Genomic DNA, 16,901 nt, shown 5'->3' on the forward strand with positions numbered 1-16,901 from the left:
TATGAACTCGACGGGGATAGGGGTTGTGCGGCACGAATTATCGTGACGGACCGGGACACGCCATTGGTAGGCAGCCCCGCGTACTAAGCAGTTCGTCGTGGTCGGTCACTGCATGTCCATCGAGAGTACCAATCCGGCGACGGGGGACGTCGTCGACAGCTTCGAGGAAACCTCCGACGAGGAGCGAGACGACCATCTCGAGCGGGCGACCGAGACCTTCGAGGAGTGGAGCGAGACGCCGATCGAGACGCGCCAGCGGCTGCTGGCGAGGGCGGCCGACGTCCTCCGGGAGAGCGAGGACGAGTACGCGGAACTGATGACCGAAGAGATGGGGAAACCCATCGGACAGGCACACGCTGAAGTCGAGAAGTGCGCGTGGGTCTGTGACTACTACGCCGAAACTGCGGCCGAGCACCTGCAGGACGAGGTCGTCGCGAGCGACGAGCGCGCGAGGACCGTCGTCGCCCACCAGCCGATCGGCCCGGTGCTCGCGATCATGCCGTGGAACTTCCCCTTCTGGCAGGTGTTCCGCTTTGCGGCCCCGAACCTCGCCGCGGGCAACGTCGGCCTGCTGAAACACGCTTCGAACGTCCCCGGCTGCGCCCGGGCCATCGAAGACGTCTTCGAGCGGGCGGGCTTCCCGGAGGGGGCGTTTACCTCGCTGCTAATCAGCTCCGGCGAGATCGACGCGGTGATCGAGGACGACCGGGTTCGGGCCGTCACGCTCACTGGGAGCGACGGCGCGGGGAGAGCGGTCGCGGAGTCCGCCGGGAGTCAGCTCAAGAAGACCGTCCTCGAGCTCGGCGGGAGCGATCCCTTCGTCGTGCTCGAGGACGCGCCGATGGAGGAGACCGTCGAGACGGCGGTCCAGGCCCGGCTCATCAACAACGGTCAGTCCTGTATCGCGGCGAAGCGCTTTATCGTGGTCGACGACGTCTACGACGAGTTCGTCGACCGGTTCGTCGACGAGATGGACGCACAGACCGTCGGCGATCCGATGGACGACGAGACCGACATCGGCCCGCAAGCCCGTGAGGACCTCATGGCAGACCTCCACGAGCAGGTCGAAGAGACGATCGAGCAGGGCGGCGAGCTGGAACTGGGCGGCGAGCCGATGGACCGCGACGGCGCGTTCTACCCGCCGACAGTGATCACGGACGTCCCCGAAAACGCGCCCGCGGATCAGGAGGAACTGTTCGGTCCGGTCGCGACGGTGTTCCGAGTGCCCGACGAGGACGCCGCGATCGAGAAAGCCAACGACACCCGCTTCGGACTCGGCGCGAGCGTCTGGACAGAGGATCTCGAGCGCGGCGAGCGGGTCGCCCGCGAGTTCGAGTCGGGACTGGCGTTCGTCAACGAACTCGTCAAGTCCGATCCCCGACTCCCCTTCGGCGGCGTGAAGGACTCGGGCTACGGCCGGGAACTCTCGCGACAGGGAATCCGAGAGTTCGTGAACACGAAGACGATCTGGGTCCAGCGGGACGCCGGCGACGAGCCCGACATGGTCGAATAACCTCCGATCGGTCACCCGAGAGCGCGTCTGCGGCGGTGTTATAGTCGGCGTTGAAAGTCATTGTGCTCCCGCTCGAGTGCGAGCGGTGAGTAAATCGTTTCAACGACGACTATAGCTCTCGAGCACCGAACGAGCGCCGACCCCTCCCGCACACCTTTCGAAGAGACGACACGTTTTTGTGCGTACTGCGCGACTCCGAACTTATGACCGGACTGTACTACGAGGAGTTCGAGGTCGGCGAGACCATCGAGCACGACCGCCGGCGGACGATCTCCGAGAGCGACAACCAGCGCTTTTGCGACATGACGATGAACCAGCAGCCGCTCCACCTCGATAGCGAGTTCGCGGCCGACACGGAGTTCGGCGAGCGGCTGGTCAACGGACTCTACACGATGTCCCTCGCCGTCGGCGTCTCGATTCCGGAGACGACCGACGGCACCATCGTCGCGAACCTCTCGTACGACAACGTCGAACACCCGACCCCGGTCTTCCACGGGGACACGATTCGCGTCCAGTCGACGGTCACGGACAAGCGCGAGACCAGCGACGGCGAGCGCGGAATCGTCACCATGCACGTCGAGGCGTTCAAGGTGAACGATTCGGACGAACCGCTCGTCTGCGAGTTCGACCGAACCGCACTCTCGCTGAAACGAGAGCACGCTGAGACCGACGGAAACGGGGAGTGACGACGATGAGCACCGAACCCACGGACGAAGACGTCGGCGTCGACCTCGAGTGGCTATCGCTGGACGACGGCGAAGACGTGATCTGGGCCGGCGGTCCGGATCGGCGGACGCTCATTCCGGCGTTCGCGATCGGGATTCCGCTCTCGATCGTGCTGATCGGGCTCGTCATCATCGCCAGCGAGTACCTCCGCGTGACGAACACCCACTACGTCGTGACGACCCGCGCGCTGTACAAGAAGACCGGCGTGCTCTCGCGGGACGTCAAGCGGATCGAACACGCGAAGGTCCAGGACATCTCCTACAGCCAGAGCGCGCTGGGAACCCACTTCGGCTACGGCTCCGTCGAGGTCAGTACCGCCGGCGGCTCCGGCGTCGAGATGGCCTTCAAGTCGGTCCCCGACCCGAAGGCCGTCCAGCAACGGATCAGCGAGCGGATCAAACGCGAACGGGGCGAGTCCGGGGACGAGCACACGAAAGACGACGTCCTCGAGGAGATCCTCACCGAACTCCGGGCGATTCGGACCGCCGTCGAGGAGGACGCCCCGGGTCGCTCGAGCGCCGAGAACCGTGCCGCTGACCGACAGGGTGACGGCCACCAGTCCTACGAGTATGACGAAGACCGATCCGTCTGACCGTGACCGGGAGCGGACCGAGGGTGAGAACGGGCCGATTCCGGGCGGTGAGTCAGCCGCGGTAACCCAGTGGCTCCCCCTGAAGGAGGGGGAACGGATCCGCTGGCAGGGCGGCCCGCGGATCCAGACCGTCTTGCCGTGGGTCGCGTTCGCCCTCGTCGGGACGGCGGTCCTGCTGGCAGCGATCGCTCTCGACGTCGTGCCGACCGTCGCCGTCGTCGGCGTGGCGCTTTTGGTCATTCCGGCACTCTGGCAGTACGCCCGCGTCTCGCGGACGGCGTTCGTCGTCACGAACACGGTCGTCGCGACCCGACACGGCGTTCTCGGGCGGACCGTTCGGACCGTCTCGCTCGAGCGAATCCAGAACACGACGGTCGAACAGGATCCCATCGGCCGGCTCGTCGGTCACGGGACCGTCACGATCGAAGCCGCCAGCGGCTCGGAACTCGCCTTCTGGAACGTCGACGATCCGGGGGCAATTCGGGACCGTCTCGAGGCCGAACGCGAGCGCCTGACCGGCCGGGACGTTCCGGGCCGACGCGACCAGTGGGAAGCGGTCCTCGCCGAGGTTCGGGAGTGGCGGCGGGCGCTCGAGTAGAGTCAGTCGGTCGGACTCGAGGCGAGACCGACAGTTCCCGCCGGCGCCTCAAACCACGGTCGAGATCGTGTACACGTTGAGAATCGCCGCTGCCAGCCACGGGACCGCGAGCCCCGCCGGGACGATCGCCCGATACTCCCGCTCGAGCAGCGGCCGACAGACGAGCCCGACGCCGATCGCGCCCGCCTTCAGCGCGACCATTCCGCCGAGACCGTAGCTCTCGATCGCCCCGCGGGCGGCCGGGTTCGACTCGGAGAGCCCGAGGTGGAGGCCGACGAACGTCGTGACGATATCGGCGACGAGGGAGAGGAGTACGATCCCCCAGAGCAGTCGCTCGAGATCGACGGGCGTCACGTCGCCGGGGAGCCGATGGTGAAGGGTCGCGCCCTCGGAACTCATAGGCTCCCCGCCGGAGTCGAACCGGATCGCCGTGCCACCGGGAGCACGCGCCGCTTCCACTATGCGGGGTTTTGTTATGGGAGGCGTAGCCGCTGCTCCGACGGTGGTAAGGAATGATAACCGGTCGGGACGAGCGGCCTCTCGACCGCTCGAGCACACGGGTTCTCGGACGGATCGACCGAGCCGGTGGGACGACCGCCGGTAGAAGGAGGCCGATCAGAGGATCGTCCCGTGTTTCTTGTCCGGCAGCGATTTTTCGATGTCTTCGTAGAAGTCGAAGCGGGCGGCTAACTCCTCGCGCAGCGTGCTCGGCGGGACGATCTCGTCGATGACGACCTCGCTGGCCATCCGGTGGACGTCGATGTCCTCGCGGTACTCCTCTCGGAGCTCCCGTTCCATCCGTTCGCGTTCCTCGGGATCGTCGATCTCGGAGAGCTTGCGCGCGTAGACGGCGTTGATCGCCGCCTCGGGCCCCATGATGGCGATCTCGCCCGAGGGAAGCCCGATGACGCTCTCGGGGTCGTAGGCGGGGCCGCCCATCGCGTAGATGCCCGCGCCGTAGGCCTTGCGGACGACGACGGTCTGTTTGGGGACCGTCGCCGAGGAGGTCGCGTAGATCATCTTCTTCCCTTGCTCCAAGATGCCGTCTTTCTCGACCTGCGAGCCGGCCATGAAGCCGGGCGTGTCACAGAGGTAGAGTAAGGGGATGTTGAACGCGTCCGATTTCCAGATGAACTCCGCGGCCTTCTCCGCCGCGTCCGGGAAGATCGCGCCGGCGCGGTGGGCGGGCTGGTTGGCGACGATACCGACCGGGCGGCCGTCGATCCGGGCGTACGCCGTGAGTATCTCCGGGCCGTAATCGGGGCGTAACTCGAAGTACGACCCCGCGTCGACGATTCGATCGATGACGTCGGTCATATCGTACCCCTTGTTCGGCTCCTGAGGAACGATGGCGTCGATTCCGTCCGGAGACTTCGCGGGCGACTTCGGTTCCCGTTTCGGCGGGTCCTCGTCGGCGTTGTCCGGCAGGTAGGTGATCAACTGCGCGACCAGCTCGCGGGCGTGTTCCTCGTCGGACGCGATCAAGTCGGCCGATCCCGACTCCCGCATGTGGACGTCCGGTCCGCCGAGTTCCTCGAGACTGATATCCTCGCCGGTGACCATCTGCACCATCCGCGGGGACGCGATCGCCATCGCCGACATCCCCTCGACCATGATCGTGAAGTCCGCGAAGACCGGCGTGTAGGCCGCACCGGCGATGGACGGGCCGTAGAGGACGCAGATCTGGGGCACCCGCCCGGAGAGCATCGAGTGATTGTAGTAGTACTTGCCGATGCCCTCTCGATTGGCGAAGAACCCGGTCTGCTGGTCGATGCGACCGCCCGAGGAGTCCATCAGGTAGAACACCGGGTTCCCCGTCTTGAGCGCGCGCTGTTGCATCCGGAGGAACTTCTCGACGCCCTTGGCGGCCATGCTGCCTCGTTTGACCGTGTAGTCGTTGGCCATGACGTGGACGTCCCGCCCCTCGAAGGTGGCCGCCGCCGTGATGAGTCCGTCCGCCGGCAGTCGATCGTCATCGTCCTCGTCGGTGTTCGCGCCGTCGGGATGCCAGTCGTCGAACGCGGCGAACTTGCCGTCCTCGAAGTGCAACTCGCTGTCCTCGCCGGAAAACCACAGCTCGAGTCGATCCCGGACGAACAGCTTCCCGTCCTCCGAGAGCTGGGCCCGGTACTTCTCGGGGCCGCCCTCGAGGATGTCAGCGATCTCGTCCCGCAGTCGTCGCTCGCGCTCCGTCGGTCCGAGGTCGGCGGCGGACTCGCCGTCCCCCTCGTTACCGCCGGTGGACGATTCTCCACCGGCCGAGCTGCCACTTTCCTGCTCGACATCCTGAACTACCGCCGGGTCCGTCTGGTCGCCGAGATACACTTCGACCGTCTCGCCGACGTGGTCGGCGAGCGCGGCGCCGATCGCCGCCGCTTCGTCGTCGTCGGCACCAGCCGTAATACGAACGCGCATGCTGTTGCCTGCGACGGGGGATCAAATACCGTTTTCGACGAGTCGCGATCTCTCGAGCGGGGCCGTCTTTCGCGATAAATCCCGCCTCAGGAGTGCCTATACGGGGCGTTCGGAGACAGAGAGGGTGGAAGAGGAGAGATCGGATCCCACCGGACCGGATCACCGGGGCTCGCCGGAGGCGAGGAGGAGGGCAGTGTCGCGGCCGGGGGGATCCGATCGAGAGGGGATCGTCGCCTCCGTGGTCACCAGCACGGAGACAGTGCGTACTGAACGGGTGTTCGATACGAACGCTCGCGTTCAGTCGTGCAGCTATTATAGCGAGGGCGATTCCTCGAGGAACGCTGCCGGATCGCGTCGGGTTCGCCGATCCTCGCGAAAGCTGTCGGAGCGATCGATCCGGCTGCGAACCCATTGGCGGCACCTGCAGGCAGAACCGCTTTTATCGAATTCGTCGTCCGTCCCAACGGTTATCGAGCCCGTGTCCGTGAATAGACGGCTCGGCGGAACGGGAAGCACAGCGGTCGAACAGCTCTGTCGCGGTATGTCGGGAAGACACATCGAAGGTCTCGTCCAGCGGCTCGCGACGCTTCGCGACCGACTCGAGACGGGAATGGATCGGCGAGAGTTCGTGCGAACCGTCGCTAGCGGCGGCTTCGCCATCGGGATGGCTCGGTGGCTCGGCGTCGACGACTTCCTCGCCGCCGACGACGGAGAGGTCCCCATCGTCACGGCGCTCGTCAGGGACGATCCGGACGACCCGTGGACCGTCCGCGAACGAACGCGGTACGTCCCCGCGGAGTGGTACGCCGCCGTCGAGAAGGCCTTCGAGGTGAACAGGCGGTTGGCTCGGTTCGCTTTCACGGGCTATCTGGGCAGCGCAGTCATCCCCGGCGACTACGGGAGCGGGACCGCCACCGTCTCCGTCGGCCTCTCGAGCGACGGTCACTCCGTCGGCGAGCTGCTCGGGGAGTTCGCCGAGGGTATCGACATCGATCCGGAGACGATCATCGATGTCGAAGAGATCCAGGACGGTCCCGAAGCCTACGAGCCCCGCTTCGCCGACAGTCTCGCGGACGGCTCGGTCCCGAGCGGCGTCGCCTGCGAGACCCCCTCGAGCATGGCGACGCTCGGCCCGACGCTGTACCACCCCGACAGTAAGCAGCGGTTCTTCGTGACGGCAGATCACGCGTTCGGCGGGGATCGCGATTCGACCGAGGACGCGCTGTCGTTGCCGCGGCCGGACGACGACGCCATCGAACTCGGGGACGTCGTTCACTATCACCCCGTCGAAGACGTCGCCGCCGTCGAACCGAACGGCTGGCTCGAGCCCGCGAGCAGGATCGACGCGCAGTCTCGGCCCCGCGTCCGCGGCCAGTTCACCAAGTTCGGGCTCGCCGACCTCGTCGCTCGAGACCGGGAACTCGAGAAGGTCGGGGCCATGACCGGCCATACGACGGGAGAGATACAGGGCGTCGATGCCGTCACGTGTTTCACCGACGAGTTCTGTCGCCGCGGGCAGATCCGCTGGGGCGGCGAAATGGACCTGACCGACGGCGACAGCGGCTCGGTGAGCTACCACCCCGACCCCGAGGGCGAGGACGGCGACGTCCTCGTCGCGGGGTTCAACAACGCCCGGACCTGGTGGCCCGGACAGAGCTACGTCTGGGGCGTCGGCGCCTATCGATTGACCGAGAAGCACGGCTATCACTTCTGAGACGAATGAGCAACGATACGACGCGCGCCACGGAAACGGAATCCGGCCGGACACCCAGCGCCGCCAGCGCCGCCGTCAGCGGTATCCTCCGACTGCTTCTTGACCTGCTCGCCGTCTCGCTGTGGGTCCTCCTCCTGACGCTGCTGTTCCTCGAGACCGCCTGGCCGCGGTGGGCGTTCTACGCCCTCCTCGTCGCCGGCGTCGGGGTCTACGTCACCGTAACTGCGGCCTGGATACGACCTGACGAGAACTGATTCGACTCCGCTACGCGAGCGCCGCCTCGAGTCGCTCGATCAGGTCGTCGTTCCCGACGTGGAGCGGCGTCCGGTCGTGTAGATCGTCGGGTTCGACGGAAAGCAGCGACTGAGAGCCGTTCGAGGAGCGACCGCCGGCGCGCTCGACGACGTAGCCGATCGGGTTCCCCTCGAACTGGAGCCGGAGCTTTCCCTCGGGACGGGACTCGAGTGCGGGGTAGCCGAAGGTACCGCCGTACGTGAGCACCTGATTGACGTCGCCGATCAGCGCGCCGCCGTAGCGGAGTTTGAGCTCCGATTCGATCTCGCGGGCGTACTCGCGGAAGTCTGCGGGCCAGTCGGGGACGCGACCGCCGAAGCCGTAGACCACCGGCTCCGCGGGGAGGGTGACGTCGCGTTCGATGAGCGTTCGCTCGCCGCCGGTGAGTTCGTACTCCGAGACGGTCTCGTCGGTGGCGAGCACCATCGTCGTGATCGGGCCGTAGAGGACGTACCCCGCGGCGACGAGGGAGTCGCCGCGAGCCGGCAACGCGGCGTCGTAGACGCCGAAGATCGTCCCCATCGCGTTGTTGGACTGCAGGTTCGACGACCCGTCGAGCGGGTCGACCGCGACGGCGTAGGCCGACGACGCGGCGGGATCGTCGCCGCAGTCGACGACGGCGGCTCGTTCCTCGCTGGCGTACTGGCCGACGCCGTCGATTCCGGCGATCCGATCGCTGAGCAACTCGTCGGCCCAGACGTCGGCTTCCGCCTGCGTCTCGCCGCTCGGATTCTGCTCGTCGACCGTCCCGCGCCGGCCGATCAGTCCCTGTCGAATCTCCGTCGCCGATCGGCTGATCGTCGCCACGACGTCTTCGACGACTGGATCGGACACCGTCATCCTATTCGGTCGCCTCGAGCGCCGCGTCGGCGGTCGCTTCCTCGTAGATGACCTCCTCGAGGGCGTCCAGGATCCGGGTCGGATTCTCGCGCTGCCACACGTTGCGGCCGACCGCGAGCCCGCTCGCACCGGCGCTGACGGCGGACTCGACCGTCGAGAGGAAGTCGTAGTCGGAGGTCTTCGACCCGCCGCTCATGACGACCTTCATGTCGCCCGCCGCCTTGCAGGCGTGCTCCATGGCGTCGGAACTGCCGGGATACTTGACTTTCGCGATGTCGGCACCGACCTCGAGGGCGATGCGAGTCGCGTAGGAGATCGTGCCGGGTTTGGTGTCGTTCTTGAGTCCCTGGCCGCGCGGATAGGACCACATGACGACGGGGAGGCCGTACTCCCGGGCTTTCTCGTGGATCTCTCGGAACTCCTCGTACATCTCGACTTCGTGGTTGGAACCGCTGTAGACCGTAAAGCCGACGGCATCGGCCCCGATCTCGGCCGCGTAGTCGACCGAGCAGTTGATCGCGGAGTCGGGTTCGCCCATCCACATGTTCGACGTGCCGTTGAGCTTCAGGAGGAGATTGACGTCGTCCTCGTAACTGGGGTAGTACCCCTCCGCGATCCCCTTCTGGACGGCCATCGACGTGACGGCGTCGTGCGTCGCCGTCTCGAATACCGTCGCCGGATCGAGTTTCTCCGGAACCTCATCGAAGTCGACGGGGCCGTGCTCGAGCCCGTGGTCCATCGCCAGAATCAGTGACTTGCCGTCGCGAACGATCGGAGAGTCGTCGATCGGGATCATCTGATAGACGGTCCAACAGGCCGCTATAAATCTCTAATGATCCGGGTTATCGAAATTGAGTATAAGAGTAGTAACACTCCCGAATTTCGGAGGACGGCGATCCGACCGGGCGACGCGTCAGTGGCCCGTTCGAGTACCGAAGCGGGTCGCTTTCCGTCTGAATCGGTGGCCGAGAGTCACAGCACGTCACGTGAACGGCCAGAGTCGAGCGGTTACTCGACGAGTTCGCGCGCGTTGTGCCGCCACGTCCGGACGTGCAGCACGTTCAGTTCGAGCACGTTCGCGACGCCCATCGCGTCCACCGTCGCCAGTCGCTCCGCCGAGCGGATCCCGGCCTCGGCCAGTACCTCGGCGTCGTCGGGTCCGACACCCGTGACGGCGGTGATCGGCGTGGGTCTCGGATACGGCCGCTCCGACGGTCGCTCCCGTTCGACCGCGATGGGTTCGGAATGTTCGTACTCGAAGGTCTGCCACTCCTCGTCGTCGCTGACGGCGATCCACTCGCGTTCGGCGTCGCCGAGCCCGCGGACTTCGCTCGAGCGCCGGTCGAGGTCCCCCTCGCTCTCGAACGACCACGGTAGCGAAAACCGCCGGCGAAGCGCGGCCGCGACCGTTTCGTCGACGCCCTCGTCCAGTAGCATCCGATAGGAGTACTCTTTGTTCGGGACCACGCCCGGATCGATACCCGCCGCCTCGAGATCTGCGCGCTCGTCGGCATCGATCCCCGCGTCGACCGCCCGAGCGGACCCGCGGTCCGTCGTATCGTCCTCCGTCGCCGCCTCGAGCGGGTCCGCTTCGTCGAACCCGAGCTGGACATCGTCATCGGCGGCGTCGACCGGATGGCTGATGTCGCTGACGTCGACAGTGATACCGATGTCGACGACGGTGTTCTCTTCGCCGTCGACGTCGCTAGCGTTCCCCGAACCTATCTTCCCACCAACGTGTTTCTTGCTCACGCGATTCACCGAGTCTGTCTTGAACTCACATCCATCGCCCTTGAAGGTTTCTCCGATTCGTTACCGTCGGGGAAGAATCTGTCGCGGTCGAGGCGGACTGCCGCGAGCGACCGGCCCGCACAGAGATCCCGGCGATTCACGGAACAACGACGGCGAGAATCAGGAGAACGCCACCGAAACCGAGACTCGCGATTCGCCACGGTTCCCGCATCCAGGCGGCCCACGCCCCGACGGCCAGTGGCGATTCCACGGCGTCCCGACCGTCCCCGCGACGGCCCTTCTCTGTACGCGAGGCTGACGACGACCGCACGCCGTTCTCGAGCGTTCGGGCGACCGTCAGACACCCCTGACAGCAAAAGGTACCCTCGAGCGCCGGATCGGTAATCGATCGCGGGGCCGGGAGCGAACACAGCGAACAGTTCGAACTCGAGTCAGACGGGCGGTCGCCGTGGCAGCTGTCGCGGCTCATCGCGTGTTTCGAGGCCCGCTCGCTCCCGTGGTCCGAGCGCCCCACTCGATGCGATCCCACAGCCGCTCATAGCCGTAATAGGTCCCCGTCTTCACCAGATTCGCGGCGATCCCGATGTTGAGCGCGTCGCCGACGTCGCCGACGAACAGCCAGGCGATCGTGACCGTGATACAGAGCATGACGAACCGATAACAGACGGTCTTCACGATCACCCGTGACCGGCCCTGAAGCGGCTGGCCGGCGAGGACCGAACTACTGCGGAGCGACATCGCCCTCCGACTCGACGGTCACGCGGTCGTGAATGTGCCCCTCTCGGGTTCGCAGGTGGCGCGGCGTCCGATCGTTGGAGACCGCCAGTACCTCCGCGACGATACTGTGTGCGATCTGGTAAGGGGACCCGCCCCCGAGGTCGAGCCCGATCGGCGTGTACAGCGACGACAGCGTCGCCTCGTCGAACGTCCGCCCTTCGTCTTTGAACGCCGCGAGCATCTCCTGAAACCGCTTTTCCGGCCCCATCAGGCCGACGTACGGAACGGGCGAGTCCAGTAACCCCTCGATCGCCAACCGATCGTCGACGAAGTTGTGCGACATGACGACCGCGTACGTGCGCTCGTCGAGATCGATCGCGTCGGCGACGGCTCCCGGCGAGGTCGTCAGCGTCTCGTCGGCGTCCGGAAACCGCTCCTCGAGGTCGACGCTCCCGCGGAAGCCGACCACGGTGACCCGGAAATCGTTCTTCGCGGCCAGTTCCGTGACCGGCCCGACGTCGTGACCCGACCCGAACACGACGAGATCCGTCGGCGCGGCGATCCCGTCGGTGAAGACCGCGAGCGATCCCCGCTCCGACTCGAGTTCGACGACGTCGGCGCGGCCGCGCTCGGCCAGCTCGCCCGCCGGCCCCGAGAGTTCGGCGGGCCACTCCGACGCCGGCGCTCCCGTCGGCGTCGTGAGCCCCTTCTCCTCCGAATGGTAGTACGCGCGGTCGCCCTCCTCGAGCCGGCCGCTCCGGCCCTCGAGAACGGTGAGGACGGCGACGTTCCGCCCGTCCGCGAAGGCCTCGACGGCCGGCCGGTAGGCCTCGGTCAGCGGCTCCAGCAGGACGTCGATGATCCCGTTGCAGCCGACGCCGAGCCCCCAGACGTCCTCGTCGCCCTCCATCAGATCGTAGGTCACCAGCTCCGGGCGGCCGCGTTCGCGGACGGACTCCGCCGCCGCGAGCAGTTCGTCCTCGAGGCAGCCGGCCGTAATGCTCCCGACGCCCTCGCCGGCGTCGTCGAGGAGCATCTTTGCGCCCGGCCGTCGGTACGCGTTCCCCTCGACGTCGATGATCGTCGCCAGGACGTCCGTCCCCGCCGCGTCGAGTCGCTCGTGAACCCGCTGTACTACCTCGGTCTCCGGAACGCTCCAGTTGCTTCGTGTCATTGTCTGGTCTGTAACGAGTCGATATCCCGGTCGTTCACCGCGTACACTTTGCGGACGCCGATATCGTGCAAGTCCGTCCCGCACGCGCCGGCCTCGACGGCCTCACGAACCCGGTCGCGGTCGGTCACCGACGCCCCGGCGACGACGTCGACGCCGGCGTCGAACGCCGGTGCAGGAAGCACCGACGCCGTCGCTCCGATCAAGACCACCGTCGACGTCGCCGGTGCGGCCTCGAGATACGCCTCGAGCCCGCCGTAAATGAACGCGGAACCCGTGACGAAGATCACGTCGGCGTCCGCCATCGCCGCGCTCGCTTCTGTCGGCGGGAACGTCGTGACGCGGACGCTCTCGGGTACCGAGATCGTGCCGACGTCCCGCCGTTCGATGACCCGAACGTCGACGTCGGCGAATTTCCGGAACGCCGGGCGAAAGAGGCCGACCGTCGCGATCACGTCGACGTCCGGGTCCAGGAGGGCCATCGGATCGCCCGGCTCCCAGTCGACGAACGGCGCCGACAGCGCGTTGACCGCCGCGACGCCGAGCGCGGTCTCGACCGACGGTTCCGCCTCCCCGTCGCCGGAACCGTCGGTGGCCTCGCCCGACGAGTCGCTCCGCGGCCGCGTCGCCCACTCGAGGAGCGTGTCGAGGTCGACGCCGTCGGCGGGCTCCTCGAACGCGATCGTGGTCCCCGCGCCCCCGGACGGGCGGTGAGCGAGGCCCGCACTCCGTCGGCCCTCGGGTGTCCCCTCGGCGCCGGCCGCGTCCTCGTCCGCGGGACCGACGCTCGCTTCGACCATGACCGCCGCCGTCCCGACCGTGACGCGCTCGCTGCACGCTCCGTCGAGCGCGCTCATCGACCGGAGACGGTCGACGACGGCCGGAAGGATCGGCTCGATCATCCGGCATCGCCTCCGTCGGGTTCGGCTCCGATCCGCCGCGGATCGTGTTCGTATCCGATCGGCCCGTCGGTCCCGCGGCGCTCGAGCTGTCGCGCGGCCTCGGCGAGATCGGACGGTCCGGCGAAGCCGAACAGCCCGTCGACGTACGGGAGACAGGTCGCCATGCCCCGCGAGCTGGGTTCGTAGGCCGGCGAGACCGCCAGCGGATTGAGCCAGACGACCGCGTCGGCCCGGCGGGCCAGCCAAGTGACGCCGTCCTCGAGGGCTTCCGGGTCTCCGACGTCGAGGCCGTCGCTGACCACGACGACGACGGTTCGGCGATCAACCGCGTGGGGGTGGCGTCGCCGGAGCGTCTCGAACGCGCCGCCGATCCGCGTCCCGCCGCCCCACTCGATCTCGGCCTCTCGGAGCGCGGTGGCGGGATCGCCGTCCGCACGCTCGAACTCCCTGGTCGCGTCGATCAGGTCGGTATCGAACAGGAAGACTGAGCCCCTGCGAGCGGTGTCCTGTAACCGTTCCGCGACGGCGAGTAGCGTGTCTCGGTCGATGGTATCGAGGACGGAGCCGCTGACGTCGATCAACAGGCAACAGCGGAGTTCGCTCGGGACCGGTTCGCGCGTCGGGAGTTCCATCGCGGTCCCGCCGGTCCCGAGGCTCTCCCGGAGGGCCCGCCGTGCGTCGACGCGGTCGCCGCGCTCGGCCCGCCGGGTGCGCCGTCCCGAGATCGTCGCGAGCGCGGCGACGAACCGGTCGATCGCCGCGCCCTCGCTATCGGACAGCGAGGCGCCGTCGGCGGCTACGGGCTCGCGGTCGCCGACGGCGCTATACCGACGCGCGGCGCCGTCGGCGGCGTCGACCGCCGTTTCGCCGGTGGCGTGCCGGCGCCCGGTCGAAATCCTGACGTCGACGCTCTCGGTCCCCTCGCTCGCGTCGGGCGTCGACGCTTCGGCGTCGGACAGGAACTCGGACTCGGCGTCCGACTCGAGGTCGGCCGCCGGCTCCGTCTCGGACTCGTCGCCGTCGGTCGCGGGAGTCCCCTCGTGGGTCGCGATTCGGTCGATTCCGGTCCGCAACCGGTGCCAGAACGTCGGAAACTCCTCGTCGAAGACCGCACCGTCGTCCGCGCCGGTCAGCAGCGTCGCTCGCAGCGCGTCCGCGGCGGGCTCCCGGTCGGCGAGACCGACCACGGAGAGCGCGCGCGCTGCCTCGAGCGTTCCGTCCGCCGCCACCGTCGCGCCCTCGCGGCGGAGCCGCCCCACGAACCGAACGAGTTCCGTCAGGACGTGCTTCCGGGCGCCCTCGAAGTCCGGCACGGCGTCCCCGCTCGCTCGGTCGAGGCCCCGCACCACGCGCCGCTCGGCGTCGGCTCGGGAGCCGTCGTCGACGGGGTTCGAGGGGGTCCGATTTGGAGACATCAGTCGGTCGGTTCGATTCGGTCGTCGGCGGCGGCCGCGGCCGCCTGCAGGCGCTCCAGCAGTTCGGTATCGACGCGCGTGACGTCCTCGACCTCCTTGAGGAGGCAGCCGATCGTCCGTTCGATTTCGTCCGTCGAGAGCGATTCGGCCTCGCCGTCGGCCCGAAGCGAGGCGACCGCTCGCGCCCAGTCGAGCGTCTCCGCCACGCCCGGCCGTTTGAGGAACGATTCCTCCCGGAGCCGTTCGACGACGGCACAGACTTCGGCCGCGATCGCCCCGTCGAGTTCCGGCACCTTGCGGGAGACGATCTCATACTCCGTCTCGAACGACGGCGGGTCCACGTGCAGGTACAGACACCGCCGCTTGAGCGCGTCGCTGAGTCCCCGCGTTCGGTTCGACGTGAGGACGACGATCGGCGGATTCTCGGCGCTGACCGTCCCCAGTTCCGGAATCGACACCTGATAGTCCGAGAGGAGCTCGAGCAGGAAGGCCTCGAAGGCCTCGTCGGCGCGGTCGATCTCGTCGATCAACAGAACCGGGGACCGGTCCCCGCCGGCGGTCAGCGCGCGCAGGAGCGGCCGCTCGAGCAGGAACTCGTCGTCGAAAACGGACTGGGGGCGCTCCCCCTCGGCGGCGGCTCCGGAGCCGGAATGGGATGCCGCGCCGCTCGCGTCATCGATTGCGTCCATCGATTCAGGTCCGGTCCCGCCGGCGACCGTTCCCTCGTTCGACTGCACCGCGAGCAGCTGTTTCGTGTAATTCCACTCGTAGAGCGCGTTCTCGGCGGTGAGTCCCTCGTAACACTGGAGCCGGATCAGTTCGGTGTCGAACCCCTCGGCGAGGACCTTGCCGAGTTCGGTCTTCCCGCTGCCCGGTGGCCCCTCGACGAGCAGGGGCCGCCCGAGCTGGAGGGCGAGCTGGACCGTCGTGACCACGCGGTCGTCGGCGACGTAGTTCTGGCGCTCGAACCGCTCGCGAATAACGGACTCGGACAGCGTCTCGGCGGGCGTTCGGGGCGTCTCTCCCGTCATGCCGATTCCATCGCCTCCTCGTCGGTCGCGAGATACTCGTCGGGATCGGTTCGGAAGGAGTCCGCACAGCCGTGACAACAGAAGTAGTAGGTCGTCCCGTCGTGGGCGACGCTCGCGGAGTCGGCCGGATCGACCGCCATCCCGCAGACGGGATCGGTGACCCGCTCGTCGGCCGATGTCGAGTCGTCGGTCGCGTCAGTACCGCCGGAATCGGGGGCTTCGGCCGTCGCGTCGGCGTCACCGGCATCGGTCGACTCGCCGTCGGCCGATCCGCCGCTCGAGCCGCTCCCGGACGCGACGGTCGTCTCGCTGTCGGCCCGGACGTCGATCAGTTCGGCGAGCAGGCTCGTCGCGATCTCCGGCCCGGTGGTCGCCGAGATGTCGACGCCGGCCGGGTTCGTGACCGCCTCCCGAACGGCGTCGGGATCGCGATCCAGGAGGCCGGCGGCCCGCTCGACGACCTCGTCCGCGCGGCTATCGCTCGCGACGAGGCCGACGTACGGCGCGTCCGCGAGCACGCCGGCGGCGACGCCGCGGGCATCGTACTCGCCCATCGAGGCGACGACGACGAACGGTCCCGCACCGACCGCGTCGGCGATCTCGTCCGGCTCGAGGGTGGAGATCACGGTTGCTCTGTCGGGAAGGTCGGCCGCGGCCGCGTCCGGGTCGACGACCGCGATCTCCACGTCGAGTTCGGTCGCCAGCGTGACCAGGGACCGCGCGATCGGCGAGTCGCCTACGACGAGGAGCCGCGTCGCCGGAATCATCGGTTCGACGAATATCTCGAGGGTGCCCTCGCTGTGACACATCATGGGAAAGGCCGCGAGGCCGGGGCGATCGACGTCGTCGGGATCGGGTGCGAGGCCGATCAGTCGGGGTTCGCCCTCGGCGATCGCCGCTCTGGCCTCGCTGGCGACGCGGGACTGCGCGCAGGCCGCACCGCCGACCCACCCGTGGAGGTCGCCGTTCGCCGTGACGAGCGCGCGATCGCCGACGTTCGCGGAGACCGGCGGCTCGCGGCGGACGACCGTCGCCCGGGCGTAGGGCTCCTCGCGGTCCCGCAGGGCGTGCTCTCGCTCCGCGAGGTCGCCGTCGGTCGCGACGGCTGTTCGATCGCTGGTCGTCTCGTCGTCGGCGTCTGGTGTATCTGCCGTCATTTCGGTGGTATCATATCTGCGTCGGCACCCGCAACGCGGGTGGGAAGGCTGCTGGTTTCGACCG

Annotated in this window: 18 protein-coding genes; 6 read left to right on the top strand and 12 right to left on the bottom strand. The window is 67.7% G+C overall.

The annotated features are described in order from the left end of the window. Positions 1-112 precede the first annotated feature (112 nt). The 4 genes from NDI89_RS06415 to NDI89_RS06430 all read left to right on the top strand — a co-directional run bounded on the left by NDI89_RS06415 (position 113) and on the right by NDI89_RS06430 (position 3,429). Positions 113-1,513, top strand: a complete 1,401-nt coding sequence (locus tag NDI89_RS06415) for an NAD-dependent succinate-semialdehyde dehydrogenase (protein ID WP_277520685.1) — start codon at positions 113-115, stop codon at positions 1,511-1,513. Positions 1,514-1,689: 176 nt separating this feature from the next. Then, positions 1,690-2,199: a MaoC family dehydratase gene (locus NDI89_RS06420; RefSeq protein ID WP_425607752.1), complete on the top strand. Its 510-nt coding sequence runs from the start codon at positions 1,690-1,692 to the stop codon at positions 2,197-2,199. A 5-nt stretch (positions 2,200-2,204) separates the two neighbouring features. Beyond that, positions 2,205-2,831 (top strand): PH domain-containing protein, encoded by a 627-nt coding sequence (locus NDI89_RS06425; RefSeq protein ID WP_277520687.1) that lies wholly within the window; start codon positions 2,205-2,207, stop codon positions 2,829-2,831. Next, positions 2,809-3,429: a PH domain-containing protein gene (locus NDI89_RS06430; protein ID WP_277520688.1), complete on the top strand. Its 621-nt coding sequence runs from the start codon at positions 2,809-2,811 to the stop codon at positions 3,427-3,429. The genes NDI89_RS06425 and NDI89_RS06430 overlap by 23 nt, the downstream gene beginning before the upstream one ends. A gap of 48 nt (positions 3,430-3,477) precedes the next feature. Here the strand turns inward: NDI89_RS06430 and NDI89_RS06435 are convergent, their stop codons facing one another. Then, positions 3,478-3,828 carry a DUF5658 family protein gene (locus NDI89_RS06435; RefSeq protein ID WP_277520689.1) on the bottom strand — a complete coding sequence of 117 codons (351 nt, stop codon included), beginning with the start codon at positions 3,826-3,828 and terminating at the stop codon, positions 3,478-3,480. A gap of 216 nt (positions 3,829-4,044) precedes the next feature. After that, positions 4,045-5,844 (bottom strand): acyl-CoA carboxylase subunit beta, encoded by a 1,800-nt coding sequence (locus NDI89_RS06440; RefSeq protein WP_277520690.1) that lies wholly within the window; start codon positions 5,842-5,844, stop codon positions 4,045-4,047. 541 nt (positions 5,845-6,385) lie between these two features. On the opposite strand from NDI89_RS06440, the gene NDI89_RS06445 reads away from it, so the two are divergent. Continuing rightward, on the top strand, positions 6,386-7,558 hold the full coding sequence (locus NDI89_RS06445) for a hypothetical protein (RefSeq protein WP_277520691.1): 1,173 nt from the start codon (positions 6,386-6,388) through the stop codon (positions 7,556-7,558). Positions 7,559-7,563: 5 nt separating this feature from the next. Next, positions 7,564-7,812, top strand: a complete 249-nt coding sequence (locus NDI89_RS06450; protein WP_277520692.1) for a DUF8119 family protein — start codon at positions 7,564-7,566, stop codon at positions 7,810-7,812. A gap of 10 nt (positions 7,813-7,822) precedes the next feature. Here the strand turns inward: NDI89_RS06450 and NDI89_RS06455 are convergent, their stop codons facing one another. From NDI89_RS06455 to NDI89_RS06500, 10 genes are all read right to left on the bottom strand, one after another. Next, on the bottom strand, positions 7,823-8,692 hold the full coding sequence (locus NDI89_RS06455; protein WP_277520693.1) for a class 1 fructose-bisphosphatase: 870 nt from the start codon (positions 8,690-8,692) through the stop codon (positions 7,823-7,825). Position 8,693: 1 nt separating this feature from the next. Further along, the gene (locus NDI89_RS06460; RefSeq protein ID WP_277520694.1) at positions 8,694-9,488 is read right to left on the bottom strand and encodes a class I fructose-bisphosphate aldolase; all 795 of its coding nucleotides are present in this window, start codon (positions 9,486-9,488) and stop codon (positions 8,694-8,696) included. Positions 9,489-9,700: 212 nt separating this feature from the next. Then, positions 9,701-10,444 carry a hypothetical protein gene (locus NDI89_RS06465; RefSeq protein WP_277520695.1) on the bottom strand — a complete coding sequence of 248 codons (744 nt, stop codon included), beginning with the start codon at positions 10,442-10,444 and terminating at the stop codon, positions 9,701-9,703. Positions 10,445-10,580: 136 nt separating this feature from the next. Continuing rightward, positions 10,581-10,913 (bottom strand): hypothetical protein, encoded by a 333-nt coding sequence (locus tag NDI89_RS06470; RefSeq protein WP_277520696.1) that lies wholly within the window; start codon positions 10,911-10,913, stop codon positions 10,581-10,583. Continuing rightward, positions 10,910-11,182 carry a DUF2061 domain-containing protein gene (locus tag NDI89_RS06475; protein WP_277520697.1) on the bottom strand — a complete coding sequence of 91 codons (273 nt, stop codon included), beginning with the start codon at positions 11,180-11,182 and terminating at the stop codon, positions 10,910-10,912. The genes NDI89_RS06470 and NDI89_RS06475 overlap by 4 nt, the downstream gene beginning before the upstream one ends. After that, positions 11,166-12,335 (bottom strand): XdhC family protein, encoded by a 1,170-nt coding sequence (locus NDI89_RS06480; protein ID WP_277520698.1) that lies wholly within the window; start codon positions 12,333-12,335, stop codon positions 11,166-11,168. The genes NDI89_RS06475 and NDI89_RS06480 overlap by 17 nt, the downstream gene beginning before the upstream one ends. Further along, the gene (locus NDI89_RS06485; RefSeq protein ID WP_277520699.1) at positions 12,332-13,234 is read right to left on the bottom strand and encodes a Rossmann-like domain-containing protein; all 903 of its coding nucleotides are present in this window, start codon (positions 13,232-13,234) and stop codon (positions 12,332-12,334) included. The genes NDI89_RS06480 and NDI89_RS06485 overlap by 4 nt, the downstream gene beginning before the upstream one ends. After that, positions 13,231-14,649 (bottom strand): VWA domain-containing protein, encoded by a 1,419-nt coding sequence (locus NDI89_RS06490; protein ID WP_277520700.1) that lies wholly within the window; start codon positions 14,647-14,649, stop codon positions 13,231-13,233. Before NDI89_RS06490 ends, NDI89_RS06485 begins: the two co-directional genes overlap by 4 nt. After that, positions 14,649-15,680, bottom strand: coding sequence for an AAA family ATPase (locus tag NDI89_RS06495; protein WP_277520701.1), 1,032 nt, complete (start codon positions 15,678-15,680; stop codon positions 14,649-14,651). The genes NDI89_RS06490 and NDI89_RS06495 overlap by 1 nt, the downstream gene beginning before the upstream one ends. After that, a complete protein-coding gene (locus tag NDI89_RS06500) occupies positions 15,677-16,837 on the bottom strand; it encodes an XdhC family protein (RefSeq protein ID WP_277520702.1) in 1,161 nt (386 codons plus the stop codon). The genes NDI89_RS06495 and NDI89_RS06500 overlap by 4 nt, the downstream gene beginning before the upstream one ends. Between the last annotated feature and the right edge of the window lie 64 nt (positions 16,838-16,901).

The sequence above is a fragment of the Natrinema salsiterrestre genome (genome assembly GCF_029502005.1).
In the GTDB taxonomy this organism is placed as follows: domain Archaea; phylum Halobacteriota; class Halobacteria; order Halobacteriales; family Natrialbaceae; genus Natrinema; species Natrinema salsiterrestre.